A 16,122-nucleotide genomic window follows, 5' to 3' on the forward strand; every position below is an offset into this window, starting at 1 on the left:
CTCACTTCGCCATGTTGTAGAAGGTGGTCACCAGGGCCGCGGTCACGCCGATGCCGCCGGCGCCGAACAGGCTCCAGAGGATGGCCTGCTTGCCGCGGGCGGCCAGGGCGGCGCGCTCCGAGTTGTGGCCCACGGCCACGGCGGCCCAGCCGAGCAGGCCGCCGAGGACGGCCCCGGCCAGACCGAGACCGGCGGTCCAGTTCAGGATCTTCTGGACGGGCTGGTCGACGTCCTTGGGGATCTCGGGGGTGACCCCGGGTACCGCGTCGGCGAGGGTGTGCCAGTGCGGGTCGGCGACGGCGTTCAGGGTGGTCAGGAGCTGGCTCATATCCGATTCCTCGTCAACGGGCGGGGAGGGCAGGGGTGATCGGGGCGGGCTGCGGTGCGTCCGGGAGCGGCTGGCCCCAGGCGGTGTGCGCCGCGGCGAGGACGGCCCCGGTGAGCTGTGCGGCTGCCTGCCGGGTGCGTGAGCGCAGGCGGGCGGCGTGCAGGCCGTGCGCGCGCATGTGCGGGTCGTAGGGCAGGTGCACCACGGCGGCGGTGCGGGCGGTGAGCATGGTGGCCCCGGCGCGTACTGCGGCCGGCGGGCGGCCGTCGCCGGTGGCGACCAGGACGATGACGGTGCGGTTGAGGGGCAGGCCCTCGGCGTGCAGGGCCATCACGGCCTGCTGCAGGGCCTGGATGCCGTCGGCGGTGGCAACCGCACACAACACGGGTACCGAGTACGGCAGTTCGTACCAGCCGCGGGTCTTTCCCAGCTCTCCGGCACAACGGGCGGCCAGGAGGTCGTGGGCGAGCGGGTGCACGGTGTCGGCGACGACGGCCTGCCAGCCGCCGATCGCGGCCAGTTGGTACCAGGCGGCCGGGGGCTCCGGCAGGACGAGCGGCGGGGTGTGCCAGTCCCGCCCGTCCGACAGCACATGCCAACTGGCTCCGTTCGCACCGGCGCTGAGGCCGCAGGCCTGCTGGACCGCGCTGCGGGTCAGAGGCTGGTCGGGCGGCAGCGCGGCCAGCCCGCCGGCACCCTGTTCGGCGAGCCGGGCGGGCCAGGGCGAGGAGAGGCGTGGGGCCAGGTCCAAGACCACGGCGGGACCGCTCGCGGCCAGTCCCGCGGCCAGCAGGCTCGCGGTCGTGGTGCGGCCACTGCCGCCGGTGGCGGCCATCACGGGCACCAACAGCCGTGCCCCTACGGGCAGTGCCGGAGCCGCAACGGGTTGTTTGCCCATTATTCCCCCGTACATTCCCGTTTGACGTTTGCGTAGGCTAATCGCAGCCGTGGCCCAGCGCCGCCACATCCCCCTCACCGGAACCTTACACGCGCACCTTGCATGCCCAACAAGGTGTTTCTCCTCTCTCGTTGAGATGCAGTGATGGCGTACTGTCACACAGGATCACGCACGCGTTCGGACACCGGTTCCCATCCCGGAGTACGAATTTCAGATTTGAGGGAGCAAATCTGAGTGACGATCAAGAGGGGGATTACATGAAGGGCAAGGCGCCCAAACGCCTGCTGCTCGCCCTGGGCGTCGGCTTCGTGATGACGCCCCTCGCGCTCGGCCTGGGCGTGGTGCTGCTGATCGCGACGTTCAACGACGACGACAGCACCGTCGGCAACCCGGTCGGCGGGCTGCGCATCGGCGAGGGCGGCGTGCCCTCCGAGTACGCGTCGCTGATCCTTCAGGCGGCCGCCGACTGCGACCAGGGGCTGTCCCCGGCAGTGCTGGCCGCGCAGCTCAAGCAGGAGTCCGGTTTCGACCCGCAGGCCGGAAGCGAGGCCGGTGCGCAGGGCATAGCCCAGTTCATGCCCGGCACCTGGGCGACGTGGGGGGTGGACGGCAACGGCGACGGCAAGAAAGACGTCTGGGACCCGGCGGACGCCATCCCGGCCCAGGGCAAGTTCATGTGCTCCCTGCTGAAGAAGGCCAAGAAGCATCCCGACTACAACGGTGCCCCGATCGAGCTCGCCCTGGCCGGGTACAACGCCGGCTGGGGACGTGTCGACCAGTTCCGGGGCGTGCCGCCGAAGTCCTTCGCGGGCGGCCAGACCTACAACTACGTGCAGAACATCATGGCCATGTCGGCCCAGTTCGCGGCCCCCTCGGCCAGCGAGGACGGGACCCTGCCCGCCGGGTACGAGCTGCCCGCCGGCACGCCGAAGAAGGTCCGAGTCGCGGTGGCGTGGGCGCTCAAGCAGCGCGGCGGCTGGTACCACCTGGGCGGCGACTGCACCGACGCCCTGGGCAAGGATCCCGCCCACTGGTGCGACTGCTCCTCGCTGATGCAGCAGGCCTACAAAGCGGCTGGGGTGAGCATCCCGCGCACCACCTACGACCAGGTCAACATCGGCACCCAGGTCGACATCGACCACCCCAAGCCCGGCGACCTGGTCTTCAACCCCGGCTCGGACGGCTCCGACGCACGGCCCGGCCACGTGGGCATGTACGTCGGCAACGGAATGGTCATCGAGGCGCCGCGCACCGGCGTGAAGACCCGCATCGTCACCTATGAGAGCTGGCGCAACTCCACCAGCTACATCACCCGCATCACCGAGGTCCGCCGTGTGGTGGACTGGTGAACCTCGCACCGCAGCAGGGGAGTTTGTCCATGTCCGAGCCGCTCTACCGCCCCTGGGGCACCGTGACGCCGGAGTTCTGGGCCACGCCCGCCTCCGGCACGACGCCCACAGAGCGCGGTTTGCCGCCGGAAATGCTGCGCGCCCGGCTCGTCAGGGTGGCGGAAGTCGCCCAGGAGGGCCGGCCGCAGGACGCGGCCACGCTCGCCGCCGGGATCGACCAGGACGTCACCGCCGAGTACGGCGAGCTCCACCTGCACACCGTCCAGGTCCGCGAAGTCCGCGGCTACCTCGCCGCACTGATGGCCGATCACGCCACCGGGCTGGCCTGGTACCTGCACGCCGTACAGCTCCGGGTCACCATCCAGGGCCCTGGGCATCCGGATGTCGAGGAGGCCACCCGCCGCGCCTACAGCCTGTGGCGGGCCATGCCCCCGGAGGCCGACCGGCAGCGGCTGGGCGCGGAGCTGCTGACGATCGCCACCGACATCCACGGCGCCGACTCGCTCGTCGTGCGCCGCATCCGCGAGCGCCTGTACTCCCTGGCCCTGCCCTCCGCGCCGACGCCGGCGCATCTGAACAGCGCCTGATTACGCGTCGCCTCGCTGGCCCTGTCGGATGCTCATCGATCTATCACCAACTTGTCGTATGCGACAGATCGATGAGAAGCACTCTCAAAGAGCTGTGTCTATGCGGTCTTGTGGCGTTTCGTTGATGGTAGGGGTGGCCGGTCGCTAGGGTCCAGCGCAGGAAGATCGGGTGCCCAGGGGGTAGCGCGTGCGGGTGCGCGTATGGGCGGCGGGGATCGTCGCGCTTGCCAGCGTAGGTATTGCCCTGGCGATCGTGCTGGCGTTGGCGGGGAACGCCGCCACGGCTACTTCGAGCTGGCCCTGGCTGCTGGATGAGCTCCGGCAGCACCCGTGGTGGTCGATGGGCATCTTCGGGCCGCTGTCGGTCGTGGCAGGCGGTATGGCGGCGTGGATGCAGTTACGTCCGCCGGCGGCCCTGAACGATCCCTCACCACCCCCACCTGTGGCCGTCCCGGAATGGTTCGTCGATCGGGCCCAGACCCGTGCCGCAGCGGCTGCGGTGTGCCGCGGCGGCCGCGCCGTAAGCATCACCACCTCCCTGTGGGGAGCGGGAGGATTCGGCAAGACCACGCTGGCCACGGCCGTGTGTGCCCGTCGGCGCGTGCGGTGGCGGTACCGGTCTCGCTTGTTCCCGCTTCGACCCCGGATCTATACCGTCACTATCGGACGGGACGTCCGCGGACGTGCGGCTGTGGCGGCCAAGGTCGTCGAGGTCACCCGGTTCATCACCGGTGACACCACCGAGTTCGACGACCCCGCTCTGGCCGGCGCCCATCTGGGTCGGCTCCTCGACAAGCGCGCCCGCACCCTGCTCGTCCTGGACGACGTGTGGGAAGCCGAACAGCTCGACCCCTTCCTGATGGGGGGCCGCCGCTGCGTACGGCTGGTCACCACCCGAAATCCTGCACTGCTGCCCTCCGGCGTCCAACGCATCCCCGTCGACCAGATGTCCCACGACCAGGCCGTGGCCGTGCTGACCTGGAACCTGCCAGAACTGCCCGAGCCCTTGGTGGACGCCCTGCTGGAGGCCACCGGCCGCTGGGCCCTGCTGCTGCGCCTGACCAACCGCCTGATCGCCGAACAATGCGCCGCCGGCGCCGATCCCCCCGCCGCCGCCGAGCGGGTCCTTAACAGGATGCGCGACAACGGGCCCGCTGCCGTGGACGATCCCGCCGCGACCTGGAATTTGGACGACCCGCGCCTGCGTAACCAGGCCGTCAAAGCCTCCATCGAGGCCGCAACCACCCTGCTGCCGCCCGGCGGCCCGGACCGCTTCGCCGAACTCGGCATCTTCGCCGAGGACGAATCCATCCCCATCCCCATCGTCGCCCTGCTGTGGCAGGCGAGCGGCCATCTGACCGAGGACCAGACCCGCATCTTGTGCCGGGACCTGGAACGCTTGTCGTTGCTGACCCTCAACCCGCGCAACGGCGGCACGATCAGCTTGCACGACGTCATCCGCGACTACCTGCGCAGCAGTCTCGGCACTGCGAGCCTGGCCCTCCTCAACGGCTCTCTGATCGACGCAATCGCCGCCACCCTGCCCCGAGCCCAGACCCTTGCCCCGACCACGCCTGACCCCGAACACGCCTGGTGGCAACTGCAGGACGGCTACGTTCTCGACCACCTCATCGACCATATGCTCGCAGCCGGACGCACCACCTCCGCCGAGGCCTTGGCAGGCGACCTGCGATGGGTGGAGACCCGCCTCGCCCAGCGCGGGCCACTCGCCCCCTGGACGGACCTCACTCGCATCGGCACCCCCCACGCCCGCCCCCTGGCCCGTAGCCTCGCCCAGACCGCTCACCTCCTCACCCCCACCGACCCGCCCCACGCACTCGTCGGCGTCCTGCACATTCGCCTCAACACACACCCGCACTGGCAGCCCCAAATCACCGCACGCCAGCACGACCCCGCCCAACGCCCCTGCCTCACAAACCTTTGGCCCCTGCCCGACGCCCCCTCACCCGCCCTACACCGCGCCCTGACCGGCCACACCAAAGCAGTGGTGTCGGTGGCGATCGCGCCGGACGGCACCTGGCTCGCCACCGCCAGCATCGACAAGACGGTACGGATCTGGGACCGCGCCACCGGAACCTGCACCACCACCCTCACCGGCCACACCAACGCAGTGAGGTCGGTGGCCATCGCGCCGGACGGCACCTGGCTCGCCACCACCAGCCGCGACAAGACGGTACGGATCTGGGACCGCGCCACCGGAACCTGCACCACCACCCTCACCGGCCACACCAACGCAGTGAGGTCGGTGGCGATCGCGCCGGACGGCACCTGGCTCGCCACCACCAGCCGCGACAAGACGGTACGGATCTGGGCCGTCCCGGGTCAGCGCACCGTGGCCATAGCGCGAGTCGATGCAGTGCTGGCTGCGTGTTCCTGGGGGGCCGCTGGCGAACTCGCGGTGGGGAGCGACAGGGGCCTGCTCCTCTTCGCCCTTCTCACCTGAAGCGCGACCCTGACGCAAGTCCGCTCCCACCGCAGCCCCATTCACCGGTCGGTGGGGCGCTGTACCCGACTGCGCAGGCCAGAACCGGGGAGTGCTGAGCGGGCTTGGCACTCCTCCGAGATCGTCCTCATGACCCGGTCTCGGCGGAGAACCAGACACGCCGATGAAAAAACGCGCGGACAGACCGAAGAGGAACCGCGACAACGCCCAGCTCACTGGTGTAGGTCGGACAAGAAGGCTGAGAACCTACATGCACCCTGCGGTCAGCCGACGCGAATGCCGCCTCCCGGGCGCTGCTGCGGAAGCTGGCGCTGGGCCTGTTCGCGGGCTTGACGGGCGCGCACGGCGCTGTGCCGCCGCTCCTGCTGCAACGCGGCGTCGCGGGCCGCCTCCTCGATCGCGTGCCTCCTGGGGGCCTGCTCGCTGATCTGCTGGCGCAACTGCCGCTCGGCCTGGAGCTGCTCGGCCGTCGCTCGTAGGTCTCGGGCCTTGGCGCGCAGCTCGACGGCCTCGTGCCGGGCCTGCTGGGCGGCTTCGGCGCGGGCGGTGTCGATCTGTGCGGCCAGGGTGGGCAGGTGGGCGCGCATCGCGGCGATCCGCTGCCGCAGGGCTGTCGGGTCGGCGGGGGCATCGCCGAGCGCGCCGTGGGCGCGGAAGGCCTCGGCGTAGGGGGAGGTGCGCAGCGTCTGCCAGGCCTGTTGCCGGGTGGTGGCGGCCGCGCGTTCGGCGCGCTGCTGTTCGTCGTGGGCGTCGGTCATCTGCCGCGTGTACTGGGCGAGCAGGGCCTGCTGTTCGGCGCGGGAGGTGCCGGCCAGCCGCAGGGCGATCCGGCTGCGGCCGAAGGCCGCCTCGATGCGCTCCTTGATGCCCTTGGCCTGCTCGGCCACGGCCGCGGCGCGGCGAGCGGTCCCGGTCTCCTGCTGAGCCTGTGCGGCCAGCCGATCGGCCGCGGCGAGGACGGCGGCCGCGGCCTGCGCGGTGCGCTGCCCGGCGCTGGGTTGTTCGGCCGCGGCAGCGGCCAGTTCGCGGGCTAGGCGGGTCTGTCCGTCGGCGGCGTGCTCGGTGGTGGCAGCCGCGCGCAGTGCCCTGGCGAGCCGTGACTCCAACTGTCCCGACGCCAGCGCCCCGTACGGGCGGACGTCGCGGTCGTCCCAGGCCGGGAAGTCAGGTTCACCGGGGGCGGGCAGGCGCAGGGCCACAGGCTCGGGAGCGGCGCGAAGATGGTCGCTGACCATGGCGTCGGCGCGGTCCTGGCGCAGCAGCACGGTGTACGCGTGCAGGGCGCGCTCCAGGAGTTCGGCCTCGTCGCGGGGCTCGCCCAGCCGGGCGCGGGTTTCGGGGTCCTCGAGGGCCGCGGCGGGCAGCCACAGGTGGTTGGCCTCCTTGGCGCGGGTGATGCCGGGGTAGAGGGCGTACGCGTTCGCGCCCAGCCCGTAGACGAGGGCGGTGTCGGTGGTCAGGCCCTGGGATGAGGCGATGGTCATCGCGTAGCCCAGGGAGAGGGTGCCGGCGGTGATCTGCCCGGGGGTCAGCCAGGCCTGGGATGTGTGGGCCGTGCCGTCGGGGTTCTCGCGCCGCCAGGTGATCTGGACCCGGTGGTCGTCGGCGATGTCGGTGACCACGGCGCGGTAGCCGTTGAGGACGTCGGGGCCGGTGCCGCGGCGCGAGCGGTAGTCGTTGGTGCGCACCCGGACGACATCGCCGACGCCCAGGGTGAGGTGGTCACCGCCGGGCAGGGCGTAGCGGTGGGTGTGACCGAGTTCGCCGGCCGCCCGGCGCAGGGCCTGCGCTCCGGCGTTCAGCAGGGCCGCGTCACTGTTGCGGGCGGCCAGCACGACGAGGTTGTCGAGCATGTCGTACGCGTCGCCGTAGCGGGCGCGGGCCTCGTTCCAGGCGGCGAGGATGCCGCGGCGAGCGTCGTCGGCGCTGTCGGTGGCGTGGATGCGGCCGCGGTCGGCCAGCAGGTTCAAGGCCTGCTCGCGGGCGCCGGTGCGCCAGATCTCCAGGGCGGCCCGCTCGCCCGCGTCCTTCTGCCGCCGGTTGACGGCGAGGATCTCGCCGCCGACCAGGCGGTGGACTTCGGTGAAGCCGCCGCCGGGGCCGATCGCCTGCAGTTGCTGCGGGTCACCGACCGCGATGACCTTGGTGTTGGTGCGGGCGGCCTCGGTCAGCAGCACCGCCATGGCCCGGTCGTCCGTCATCGCGGCCTCGTCCAGGACCAGGACGTCGATGCCGGTCAGGCCGGTGCCGTCGTGGATGCGCTGCAGCCAGGCGGCGACGGTGCGGGAGGGGATGCCGGAGCCCTCGTACAGGTTCTGCGCGGCGACCGCGGACAGGGAGGCGCCGGCGTAGGTCAGGCCGGTCGCGTCCCAGCCGATCCGGCAGGCCTCCATCAGGCTCGTCTTGCCCGATCCGGCGACGCCGATGACGGCGTCCACGCCGTGCCCGCCGGTCAGCAGCCGCTCCACCACGCGCCGCTGCTCGCCGGCGAGTGAGAATCCGGCGGCCACCTCGAACACGGAGATGGCGGCCGCCGCCTGATCCTGGCTCAGGCGTGCGGAGCCGTCGGCGTAGCGGGCCCGGGCCTGGTCCACGATGGTCTGCTCGGCCTGCAGGATGTCCAGGGTGGTGTACCGCTCGGCATGCGCCATCAGATGCGAGCCCCGCGGCGGCAGCGCCTTGGCGTATCCGCGGACCGCGAGTACCCGCTGCGCAAGTCCTTCCAGCTCGGAGGCTTCCAGGCCGAACGGGCAGGCGTCGGCGACCCGGGCGAGCAACTGCGCCTGGGAGAACTCCTTGTCGAACGCGGTCAGCCCGTGCTGCGGGTGGAAGACCTCGGAGGCGATCTGCTCGGGGGAGGGGGTGCGCGGGCCGTCGGGGCCGGTCACGGCGAGCGGCCCGTCGGGTCCGGGCGGGCCGGGAGCGGCAGCCGAGACCATCGCGTCGACGTCGTAGCCGAGGTCCTCGGCCCGTCGGCGCCAGCCGGCGCGCAGGTCCAGGACGCCGGTGTCGTGCTTGGCGTGCCGGGTCTCGGCCGAGACTCGCAGCTTCTCTTCGCGGCTGGCGTCGGCGCCTGCGATGGCGTCGACCTGGGCGGCCCGGCGGGAGTAGTGGTCGCGCAGCGGCTCGGGGATGTCCTCGACCTCCCAGGCGCCGGTGCGCGGCGAGCGGGCGTAGCGCATCCCGAACCGCTCGTGGGCCAGCGCCCGCACCCGCCCCTTGAACAGGGCGTCGAACGCGCGGGCGTGCCGGTGCAGGTCCATGCCGCCGTTGGCGATGGCCCGCCATTGGCCGTCCTCGCAGCGGGCCATGTTGACGATCACAATGTGGACGTGCAGGTGGGGGTCGCCGGGGGTGTCGTCGACCGGGCGGGCGGACTGGTGCTCGACGCTCCAGCCGAGCAATCCGCCGGTGGCGATGCGGTGGAGCTTGCCGTCCTCGCTCGCCAGGCCGTAGCCGATCCACTGTTCCAGCTCGGCGAAGGCCTCCCGCTTGGCCTGGTGGACCAAGTCGCGGAACTGCTTTTCGTGCCGCTCGGCGAGCAGCGCCCACAGCGTGGAGTCGCTCTTGGGCAGGTCGGCGACGAGGTCGTAGGCGCGGATGCGGACGCTGACCCGCTCGCCCTCGTGAGCGCGGGCCTCGGCGAGCTCGTCGGCGTCGTAGATGTCCTCCAGGGCGAGCCCGGCCGCGCGGGCGAGGCGGTGCAGGGAGTCGACCTGCAGCCGATGCCGTTCGCCCTTCTGGTGCACCATCCGGGCGAGCGTCGCCCACTTCTTCGCCTGCTTGGGCTTGCCGACGAACAGGTCGGCCGGCTCGCATCCGGCGGCATCGGCGGCCGCCTCGACCGCCTCGACGAGCCGGGCGCCGACCAGCTTGGCGCGCGGGTGCGCGCGCAGCTCGGGGCGGACCAGTTGCTCGCCGGTGAGGGGGTGCACGCCATTGGTCAGCGCGCGGGCTGCCTGCTTGTCGGCCTCGTCGAGGACCGCTCCCGGTCTCTGGCCGACCGCGGCGAGGCCCTCGCCGATCCACACGAGCGTGCCGTCCTCGGCGGCGTCCATGCGGTAGCCGACCTGGTCACCGGCGGCGGTGTCGGTCTGCCCGGCGAGGCCTTCACCGTCCTGCTGCACGTAGCAACCGGAATGGCCGGTGAGGCGGTACTCGACCTGCGCGTCATCCACGATCCCGGTGACCCAGGCCATCGACCGCCGCCCCCTTCCCCCGTCTTCCGCGGCCGAAGCCGCGTACGTCCCCGCAGGGGACGTACCTTTGTCCATCCGTTTCTGATCTTGATGGATCGTGAAGGGTAGCTCTGGAGGAGGAGGGGAGTCAACGGTGAGCAGCGGGGCGAGTGTTGGACGACTGTGTCAGTAGGCGGTGAGGCTAGGAGAGCATCCGGAGGCACTGGCATCGGGCGTGGTCGGCCTTTCGGACTCATCTCTCGAGTGCTCGACTTATCACGGCGTGATAAGTCCGGGGCACGCACCGGCTGGCCTGGCTACCCACTCCGCAGCAAGCAGTACGGCCCCGCTCGACGCCGTATAGGCGAGGCGAGCGGGGCCGCTGGGGACAGGCGCTGCTATCGGGCTTCGAGATCGGCCAGCAGCGCCTCGTACTGGTCCGGGTACTGCTCCCGCAGGACCGTCAACCACACACGGGCCCCTTGGACGAAGGCCTCCGGCTTCATCTTCTGCTGGAGGTGGTGCACCAAAGAGGGCGCATCGTCGTACCGGAGCCGCTGCGGCTCCTCGGGTTGCGCCGCCTCTGCCTCCGCAGTCCTGACTTCCTCGGTGCCAGTGCGCGGTTCGGGGAGGGACTCGGATGCCTGCTCGCGGGCGGCGGCCGACGTGGCCATACCGGACTGCGGAGGAGCAGCCGAGGGGGCGGGAGGGCCAGCGTGCGTCTCCTGGATTATCACGCCGTGATAATCGGCGGGGCCCGCTGAGCGCTGAACGACCTCCTGCGGCGAGGCCGCCGCCGCCTTCCTGCGGGCCGCTTCCGCTCGTTCGTCCGCTTTGGCCTTCTGCTCCTCCGGGGACAGCTTGCCGAGGTTGCGGACGTGCTCCACCTTCCGCTCCCCGGTAACCAGATCCTTCTGGAGCTCAGGCGTGAGCTTCAGCAAGGACAGCTTGCTGGAGATGGTGTTCTGCGGAATGCCCAGCCGCTTGGCGGCCTTGGTCTGCGAGCCGTAGTAGTCGACCAGGGTCTTGAGGGCGTGCGCCTCTTCGAGGTCGGTCATGTCGTCGCGGTGGTAGTTCGCGACGAACGCGGCCTCGAGGAGCGTTTCATCGGTGGCGACGCGTCCGTTGTCGACCCGCACCGGGATGGTGGCCATGCCGACGCGGCGGGCGGCCTCCAGGCGGCGGTGGCCGTCGACGACGATGTACTGCGCTCCGTCGTCGAGGTCGTCGGCGCGGTCCGGCCGGTTGCGCAGGTACGCGTCGACCGTGGCGACGGCGATGGGGATGATGATGCCGACCTCGCGGACGGTCTGCACCGTCTCGTCGAGGTTGCGGAGGTGGTTGCGCGGGTTGTCGGGGTTGTCGCTGATGAGGGTGACCGGCAGCTCGGTGATGGCCGCTGCAGCCGTCTCCTCGCCTGCGATGGTCTTGTCGATGAGGTTGCGTCGGGAGGACCGGGCGCCGCGCGCTGCGCCGAACGCGGGCGCCGATCCAAGGGTGTCGGCCTTGCTCAACGGGTGGCTCCCCTCGCTACCTGCCTCATGGCTTCCGCCTGGTCACTCTGCGGGGCGTAGCTCAGCAGCGGCATCCGCTTGCGGACCGCTTCCCGCTGCTCCTTCAGGTCGCCGATGACGGCCAGGACCTTCGGGTCGCCGAGGGCTTTCCAGTTGTCCAGGGACGAGGTGGCGACGTAGCCGCGGCGGGAGTCGTACAGGTTGACGACCAGCCCGAGGTAGTCGACCTCGAGGGAGAGGTCTTCGCAGAGGTCCTCGACCTGCTGGGCGAGCATGCCGTAGGCGGTGGCAGACGAGTCCTCGGCGAGGACGGGGATGATCACTCCGGAGACGCCGGCGGCCTCGCCGCGGCGTCGGCGCCCGTAGTAGAGGGCGGCGTCCATGGCGATGCCGAGGCTGGGTGGGCAGTCGATGATGATGATGTCGTAGTCGGCTTCGAGGGGGCGCAGGGCCAGCTCGAGGGCTGCCTCCTTCTGGAAGCCACGCTTCTGCGTCGCCACGACGGCGATCTTCGCGTCGAGGAGGAATCCGTCGAAGCAGGCGGGCAGTACATGCAGCCGCTTGTCGTACCGCGAGTCGTCTATCACCACGACCAGGTCGCGCAGGTCTCCTTGGCCTTCGCCGCACATGTGGGAGACCAGGCTGTCGTGGTTCGGTTCGATCTGGGGGACCCCGAGTTGTTCGCTGAGGTGGCCTTGGGGGTCGAAGTCGACGATGAGGACGCGTTTACCCGCTTCGGCGTAGGCCTGGCCGATACCGGCGGAGATGGCGGTCTTGCCGACCCCACCCTTCTGGTTGCCGACGATCTTCCGCTCGGGGTCTTTTCCGCGGGTGCCGTGCTGGGGGGACGGGTTGACGTCGAGCCAGTCGCGGATCGACTGGGCAAGACCCTGGGTGTAGGAGACGCCGCGATCGGTGCAGGTCTCCTTGAACTGCTCGTACAGGCCCGGCGGGAGCCAGGTCGAGAACGACTTGGCTCCGGCGGTGTCTACTTCGGTGCCAGTACCGGCGTCAGTACGCCAACTGTTGATGGCCGCCTCGACGGCGTCCTGGATGTCCAGGCTGAGTTCGGCGGCCCGGACCTTGAGTGCTTGTTGGAGCGCCGAGGGCAGCTTGGACGCTACCTTTTCCCGGTCTCCCTCGGGGTATGGAGAGGGCATGACGTCACCATACTGACTTTTGGGGGCGCAGCAGCACCCTCTTTGCGGCTCTGACGCCGTTTCACCCGGTGCGTGTGCCGTCCGGGTTATCACGGCGTGATAATCGCGGCCCGTGGGTGGCAGCCCGAGCCGGGATTATCACGGCGTGATAAGTGCTGGCGTCGTCCCGGCAGCACTGTTGGACCTGTTGGGTCCAACAGTGCTGATCTCGCCGGTCAGCGGCGGCGGTTGTCGTTCTTGGTGTGGGCGATCAGTCCGGTTGTTCGGGTGCTGTGGTGGCTGTGGTTCTGGTGGACGTCGCCCGCGTAGTGGTGGTGGTGCTCGGTGTGGGCGGCCTTGGCTCCCTTGAGGGCCGTGCCGACGGCGGCGACGACGGCGGCCACCGCGGCGATGGGCAGCGTCACGAACAGCACGCTCATCAGGGAGACGGCGGCGAAGCCCTGGCAGGCGAGCCAAATGCCGCAGCCGAGACCGACGCACCCGGTGCCCACGCCGATGCCGGCGACCGCGGTTCCGGCGGCCCAGGCCGGAATGACCCTCTTGTCGGGCTGACGGACCGGCTCGGCGCCGCTGGACCGGTTGGGCGTCTCGTCGCGAAAACGCGTGGGGATCGGGGCCGGCGGCGGCTGGCGGTAAACGGCCTCGACGGCTTCGATGAGGCGGCGGGCCTCGGCGGCGGCCTCTGATTCCTGCTCGGCGCGGTGGTCCACTGGAAGTGCTCCTTCATCTGCTGGGGGAGTGGCGGGGCCGGCCGGTCGGTGACGGGAGCGGCCGGCCCTTGCGGGGCGCGTCAGTCGTGCGGGGCGAGAGCCCAGGTGCCGTGGCCGACCCGGACGACCCGGCCCTCCTCGGCGAGCTTGCTGAGCGTGTTGTCGACCGAGCCGGAGCTCGGGCCGCCTTCGGTGCCGACGCCGACGGCCGTACGGATGTCGCGGACGCGGCGGGGTTCGCCGTCGGCGAGCGCTTCCAGGACCCTGTCCCGGAGCGTCTTGGGGGGTGCGGGGAAGGAACCCGTGCGGCTGATCTGCGGCAAGCCCTTCTTGGCCTTCTTGCTCTTGCCGCCTTCCTCCTCGTCGCCCTCGCTCGGCGTCAAGAGAGCGTCGGCGGCGATCAGCGCCTCGGCGTAGGCGGCCTTGAAGACCGTGTCCTCTTCCGGGGTGAAGCCGGGGATCTCGGGCGCGGACTCGAACAGCCGGATCAGGTGCGGGTACGTCTTGTTCCGCTTGAGGGCCTTGAAGACCCTCATCAGGGTGGCGCGGCCGCCCTGCAGGCCCCAGGCCATGCCCGCGGTGATCGGCCCGGGCGGGACCTCCTTGCCGTCCCACGCGGCCTCCAGTTCCTCGGAGACCGAGCCGAAGAACCGGCGGATCGGGGTGACGTCCGTGCCGTCGCTGACCATGTCGGTGGCCATGGACTGGGTCATCGTGCTGTTGACCCGGCCCATCCAGACGGTGCCCTGACGGGCGTTGGCCCGCAGTTTCTCGGCGTCGCCGAGGTCGGCGACGTGGATGGACTGGCCCGCGAAGCGGATGCCGAAGCCGAACTTGCGGCCGGTCTGCTGGATGCGGGCGATCATCGCCACGATCCACTTGCTGAACTCCGGCGGGCAGATGGCGTGTTCGCCGATGGCCAGGTTGATCTCGTCGAGCGTGACGTTCACCAGCCGCCAGGGGTCGCCCAGGACGAAGGAGCCCCAGCCGTTGGCGGAGGAGACCTTCTCGCGGTAGTCGGCGACGGCGCAGGCGGCGGCGAGGGTGGCGGCCATGGCGGCGAGGCCGGCGCCGAAGTGCCGTACCCGGCCGTTGGCCTCCGGCAGGGACATGCCGGACTGGGCGTCGGCGACGAGGCTGATCACACCGCTGAGCCGTTCGGCGATGAGCACGGTGAGCAGGAAGACGCTCTTGCCGGAGCCCATGGCGCCGACGACCAGGTCGGTGAGCGCACCCATCTCCGGGTCGTAGAGCGGCATCTTGAACAGGCGTCCGTCGTGCCGCAGGCCGACCGCGATCCGGCCGTCCTCGCCCATCGTCAAGTCCTCGACGGTGGCCTCGCGGATGTTGAGCAGCGGGTGCTCGCGGTAGACGGTGACGACCGCGTGGGCCAGGCCATCCGTCTCGATCATCAGCAGCTCGGGGTCGTCGATCTTCAGGGCCCGGGCCAGCTTCAGGCGGGGCAGGCTGATCAGCTCGCCGTCGGCGGCCGCCACCCGCATCCGCAGGGTGCCCGCTTCCTTGTCGAGGCGGTAGTCGACCAGTTCCATGCCGGGGGCCGCACCGCCGAGTCCGGAGACCTTCTGCTCCCACAGCAGCTTCAGGCCCTGCTCGGTGGCCTTGGCGACCGTCTCGGAGGGGGCGACGCGCATCTGCAGGCGGCCGGGGCCGTAGCCGTCGACGCCGGTGATGCTCACGCACTGCTCGGGGACGTCGAACACCGCGGCGACCGAGCGGGAGGTGACCGAGCTGGGCACAGCCTGCCCGGCCGGGGCGAGGACCAGGGCGGAGAAGTCGGCACGCTCGAAGTGGTCCTGCTTGACGCTCTCCAGCCAGGTCTCGCCGGTGGCCGGGGATGCGGCCCACATCGCTTTCACGTGCCCGTCGAAGGTGGTCGGCTGCGACGCGGCCTGAGCAGCCACGAGCACCTGCTCCTCGCCGTGCTCGGCGGCCTGGCGCTCTATGGCGCGGCGCAGGCCGCGCGAGCGGGTCCACGGAGTGGCCGCTGCCATCCCGAGCGTCCAGACGCCGGCGGTCAGCATCGGCCAGCCGTTGGGGTAGTGGAAGACCGGCGAGAGCAGGCCCGCGGTGTAGGTGCCGGACCAGCCCAGCACCGGCAGCGAGCGGTAGACCGACAGCAGCAGGCCGTCGCTGTCCCCGTCGGCGCGCTTCCACACCCGCCATCCGGACAGGTAGCCGGTGAGCACGACGGCGCCGTGCGCCCACCAGGGCACGTCGGTGACCGGTCCGGCTGCCGCCCAAGTGCCGGCCACGGTGTATAGGACGCGTTCGGCGATGACCAGGCGCCGGGCTTGCTTCGTGGTCAGCCCCGGGCCGGGGGCGACATCGGCTTCTTGGGCCATTTCGATGTCAGTCGTCACAGTGTTCCTCCCGCCAGGGGTGAAAAGGGGGATGAGGAAGGGGCCCGGCGGAACTCACCGGGCCCCTTCTTCCCTGTGGATCTGTCGGGTCTGACAGGTCGAACAGGGGTTGCGCTGGTTCTTTCTCGTGCGGCACGTTTCAGCGCTTGCGGTAGAAGCCCGCCTTCGCCTGCCGCACGCCGGACGCCTGGACCGCCTCGTAGACGCCCCGGTATTCGCTTTCGTGGGCGTCCTTGAAGGCGCGTGCGTTGCTTTCCATCTGGTCGGCGGCTGCGGCGAGCCCGCCGGCCGCCTCGGCGACCTTGCGCAAGGCGCCGGCGGCCTCGTTGATCAGGCCGGTGAACTTCGGCTCGACTTCCGCCTCGGCGCACAGGTCGGCGATCCGGTCGGCGTCCTTGGCGTCCTTCTCCATGCGGCGCTTGAGGACGTACAGCCCCTCCTTGAGGGCCAGGGCCTGGCCGGTGAGGGTCGTCATCTTCGCCGCCAGGGTGATGAACGACAGCCGCCCACCCTTGGCGAGGGGCTTGGGGGTGTAGGGCACCAGGTCTGTCAT

11 protein-coding genes are annotated in these 16,122 nt (G+C 70.8%); 3 read left to right on the plus strand and 8 right to left on the minus strand.

Annotated elements, in window-relative coordinates; genetic code table 11:
• Position 1: 1 nt before the first annotated feature.
• A complete protein-coding gene (locus ACH4ZX_RS36595; protein ID WP_398282607.1) occupies positions 2-328 on the minus strand; it encodes a hypothetical protein in 327 nt (108 codons plus the stop codon).
• A gap of 13 nt (positions 329-341) precedes the next feature.
• A complete protein-coding gene (locus ACH4ZX_RS36600; protein WP_398282609.1) occupies positions 342-1,163 on the minus strand; it encodes a hypothetical protein in 822 nt (273 codons plus the stop codon).
• A gap of 320 nt (positions 1,164-1,483) precedes the next feature.
• Between ACH4ZX_RS36600 and ACH4ZX_RS36605 the strand changes: the two genes are divergently transcribed.
• The 3 genes from ACH4ZX_RS36605 (at position 1,484) to ACH4ZX_RS36615 (ending at position 5,626) form a co-directional block, all read left to right on the plus strand.
• Positions 1,484-2,575: an NlpC/P60 family protein gene (locus ACH4ZX_RS36605; RefSeq protein WP_398282611.1), complete on the plus strand. Its 1,092-nt coding sequence runs from the start codon at positions 1,484-1,486 to the stop codon at positions 2,573-2,575.
• A gap of 29 nt (positions 2,576-2,604) precedes the next feature.
• On the plus strand, positions 2,605-3,162 hold the full coding sequence (locus ACH4ZX_RS36610) for a hypothetical protein (protein ID WP_398282613.1): 558 nt from the start codon (positions 2,605-2,607) through the stop codon (positions 3,160-3,162).
• Positions 3,163-3,349: 187 nt separating this feature from the next.
• Positions 3,350-5,626, plus strand: a complete 2,277-nt coding sequence (locus ACH4ZX_RS36615; RefSeq protein WP_398282615.1) for an NB-ARC domain-containing protein — start codon at positions 3,350-3,352, stop codon at positions 5,624-5,626.
• Between the two features lie 263 nt (positions 5,627-5,889).
• Here ACH4ZX_RS36615 and mobF read toward each other — a convergent pair whose 3' ends face one another.
• From mobF to ACH4ZX_RS36645, 6 genes are all read right to left on the minus strand, one after another.
• Positions 5,890-9,825, minus strand: a complete 3,936-nt coding sequence (gene mobF, locus ACH4ZX_RS36620; protein WP_398282617.1) for a MobF family relaxase — start codon at positions 9,823-9,825, stop codon at positions 5,890-5,892.
• A 377-nt stretch (positions 9,826-10,202) separates the two neighbouring features.
• Positions 10,203-11,318: a ParB/RepB/Spo0J family partition protein gene (locus tag ACH4ZX_RS36625; protein WP_398282619.1), complete on the minus strand. Its 1,116-nt coding sequence runs from the start codon at positions 11,316-11,318 to the stop codon at positions 10,203-10,205.
• Positions 11,315-12,478, minus strand: a complete 1,164-nt coding sequence (locus ACH4ZX_RS36630; RefSeq protein WP_398282621.1) for a ParA family protein — start codon at positions 12,476-12,478, stop codon at positions 11,315-11,317. Before ACH4ZX_RS36630 ends, ACH4ZX_RS36625 begins: the two co-directional genes overlap by 4 nt.
• Before the next feature lie 215 nt (positions 12,479-12,693).
• Positions 12,694-13,188 (minus strand): hypothetical protein, encoded by a 495-nt coding sequence (locus ACH4ZX_RS36635; RefSeq protein ID WP_398282623.1) that lies wholly within the window; start codon positions 13,186-13,188, stop codon positions 12,694-12,696.
• Between the two features lie 80 nt (positions 13,189-13,268).
• Positions 13,269-15,569, minus strand: a complete 2,301-nt coding sequence (locus tag ACH4ZX_RS36640; RefSeq protein WP_398282625.1) for a hypothetical protein — start codon at positions 15,567-15,569, stop codon at positions 13,269-13,271.
• Between the two features lie 139 nt (positions 15,570-15,708).
• The gene (locus tag ACH4ZX_RS36645; protein ID WP_398282627.1) at positions 15,709-16,122 is read right to left on the minus strand and encodes a conjugal transfer protein TraB; all 414 of its coding nucleotides are present in this window, start codon (positions 16,120-16,122) and stop codon (positions 15,709-15,711) included.

It is taken from the genome of Streptomyces sp. NPDC020490, assembly GCF_044335305.1.
Classification (GTDB): Bacteria; Actinomycetota; Actinomycetes; order Streptomycetales; family Streptomycetaceae; genus Streptomyces.

Coding starts and splice junctions, on each gene's coding strand:
- ACH4ZX_RS36595 (WP_398282607.1), bottom strand. CDS start 328: ATGAGCCAGCTCCTGACCACCCTGAACGCCGTCGCCGACCCGCACTGG.
- ACH4ZX_RS36630 (WP_398282621.1), bottom strand. CDS start 12,478: ATGCCCTCTCCATACCCCGAGGGAGACCGGGAAAAGGTAGCGTCCAAG.
- ACH4ZX_RS36600 (WP_398282609.1), bottom strand. CDS start 1,163: ATGGCCGCCACCGGCGGCAGTGGCCGCACCACGACCGCGAGCCTGCTG.
- ACH4ZX_RS36610 (WP_398282613.1), top strand. CDS start 2,605: ATGTCCGAGCCGCTCTACCGCCCCTGGGGCACCGTGACGCCGGAGTTC.
- ACH4ZX_RS36645 (WP_398282627.1), bottom strand. CDS start 16,122: ATGACAGACCTGGTGCCCTACACCCCCAAGCCCCTCGCCAAGGGTGGG.
- mobF (WP_398282617.1), bottom strand. CDS start 9,825: ATGGCCTGGGTCACCGGGATCGTGGATGACGCGCAGGTCGAGTACCGC.
- ACH4ZX_RS36605 (WP_398282611.1), top strand. CDS start 1,484: ATGAAGGGCAAGGCGCCCAAACGCCTGCTGCTCGCCCTGGGCGTCGGC.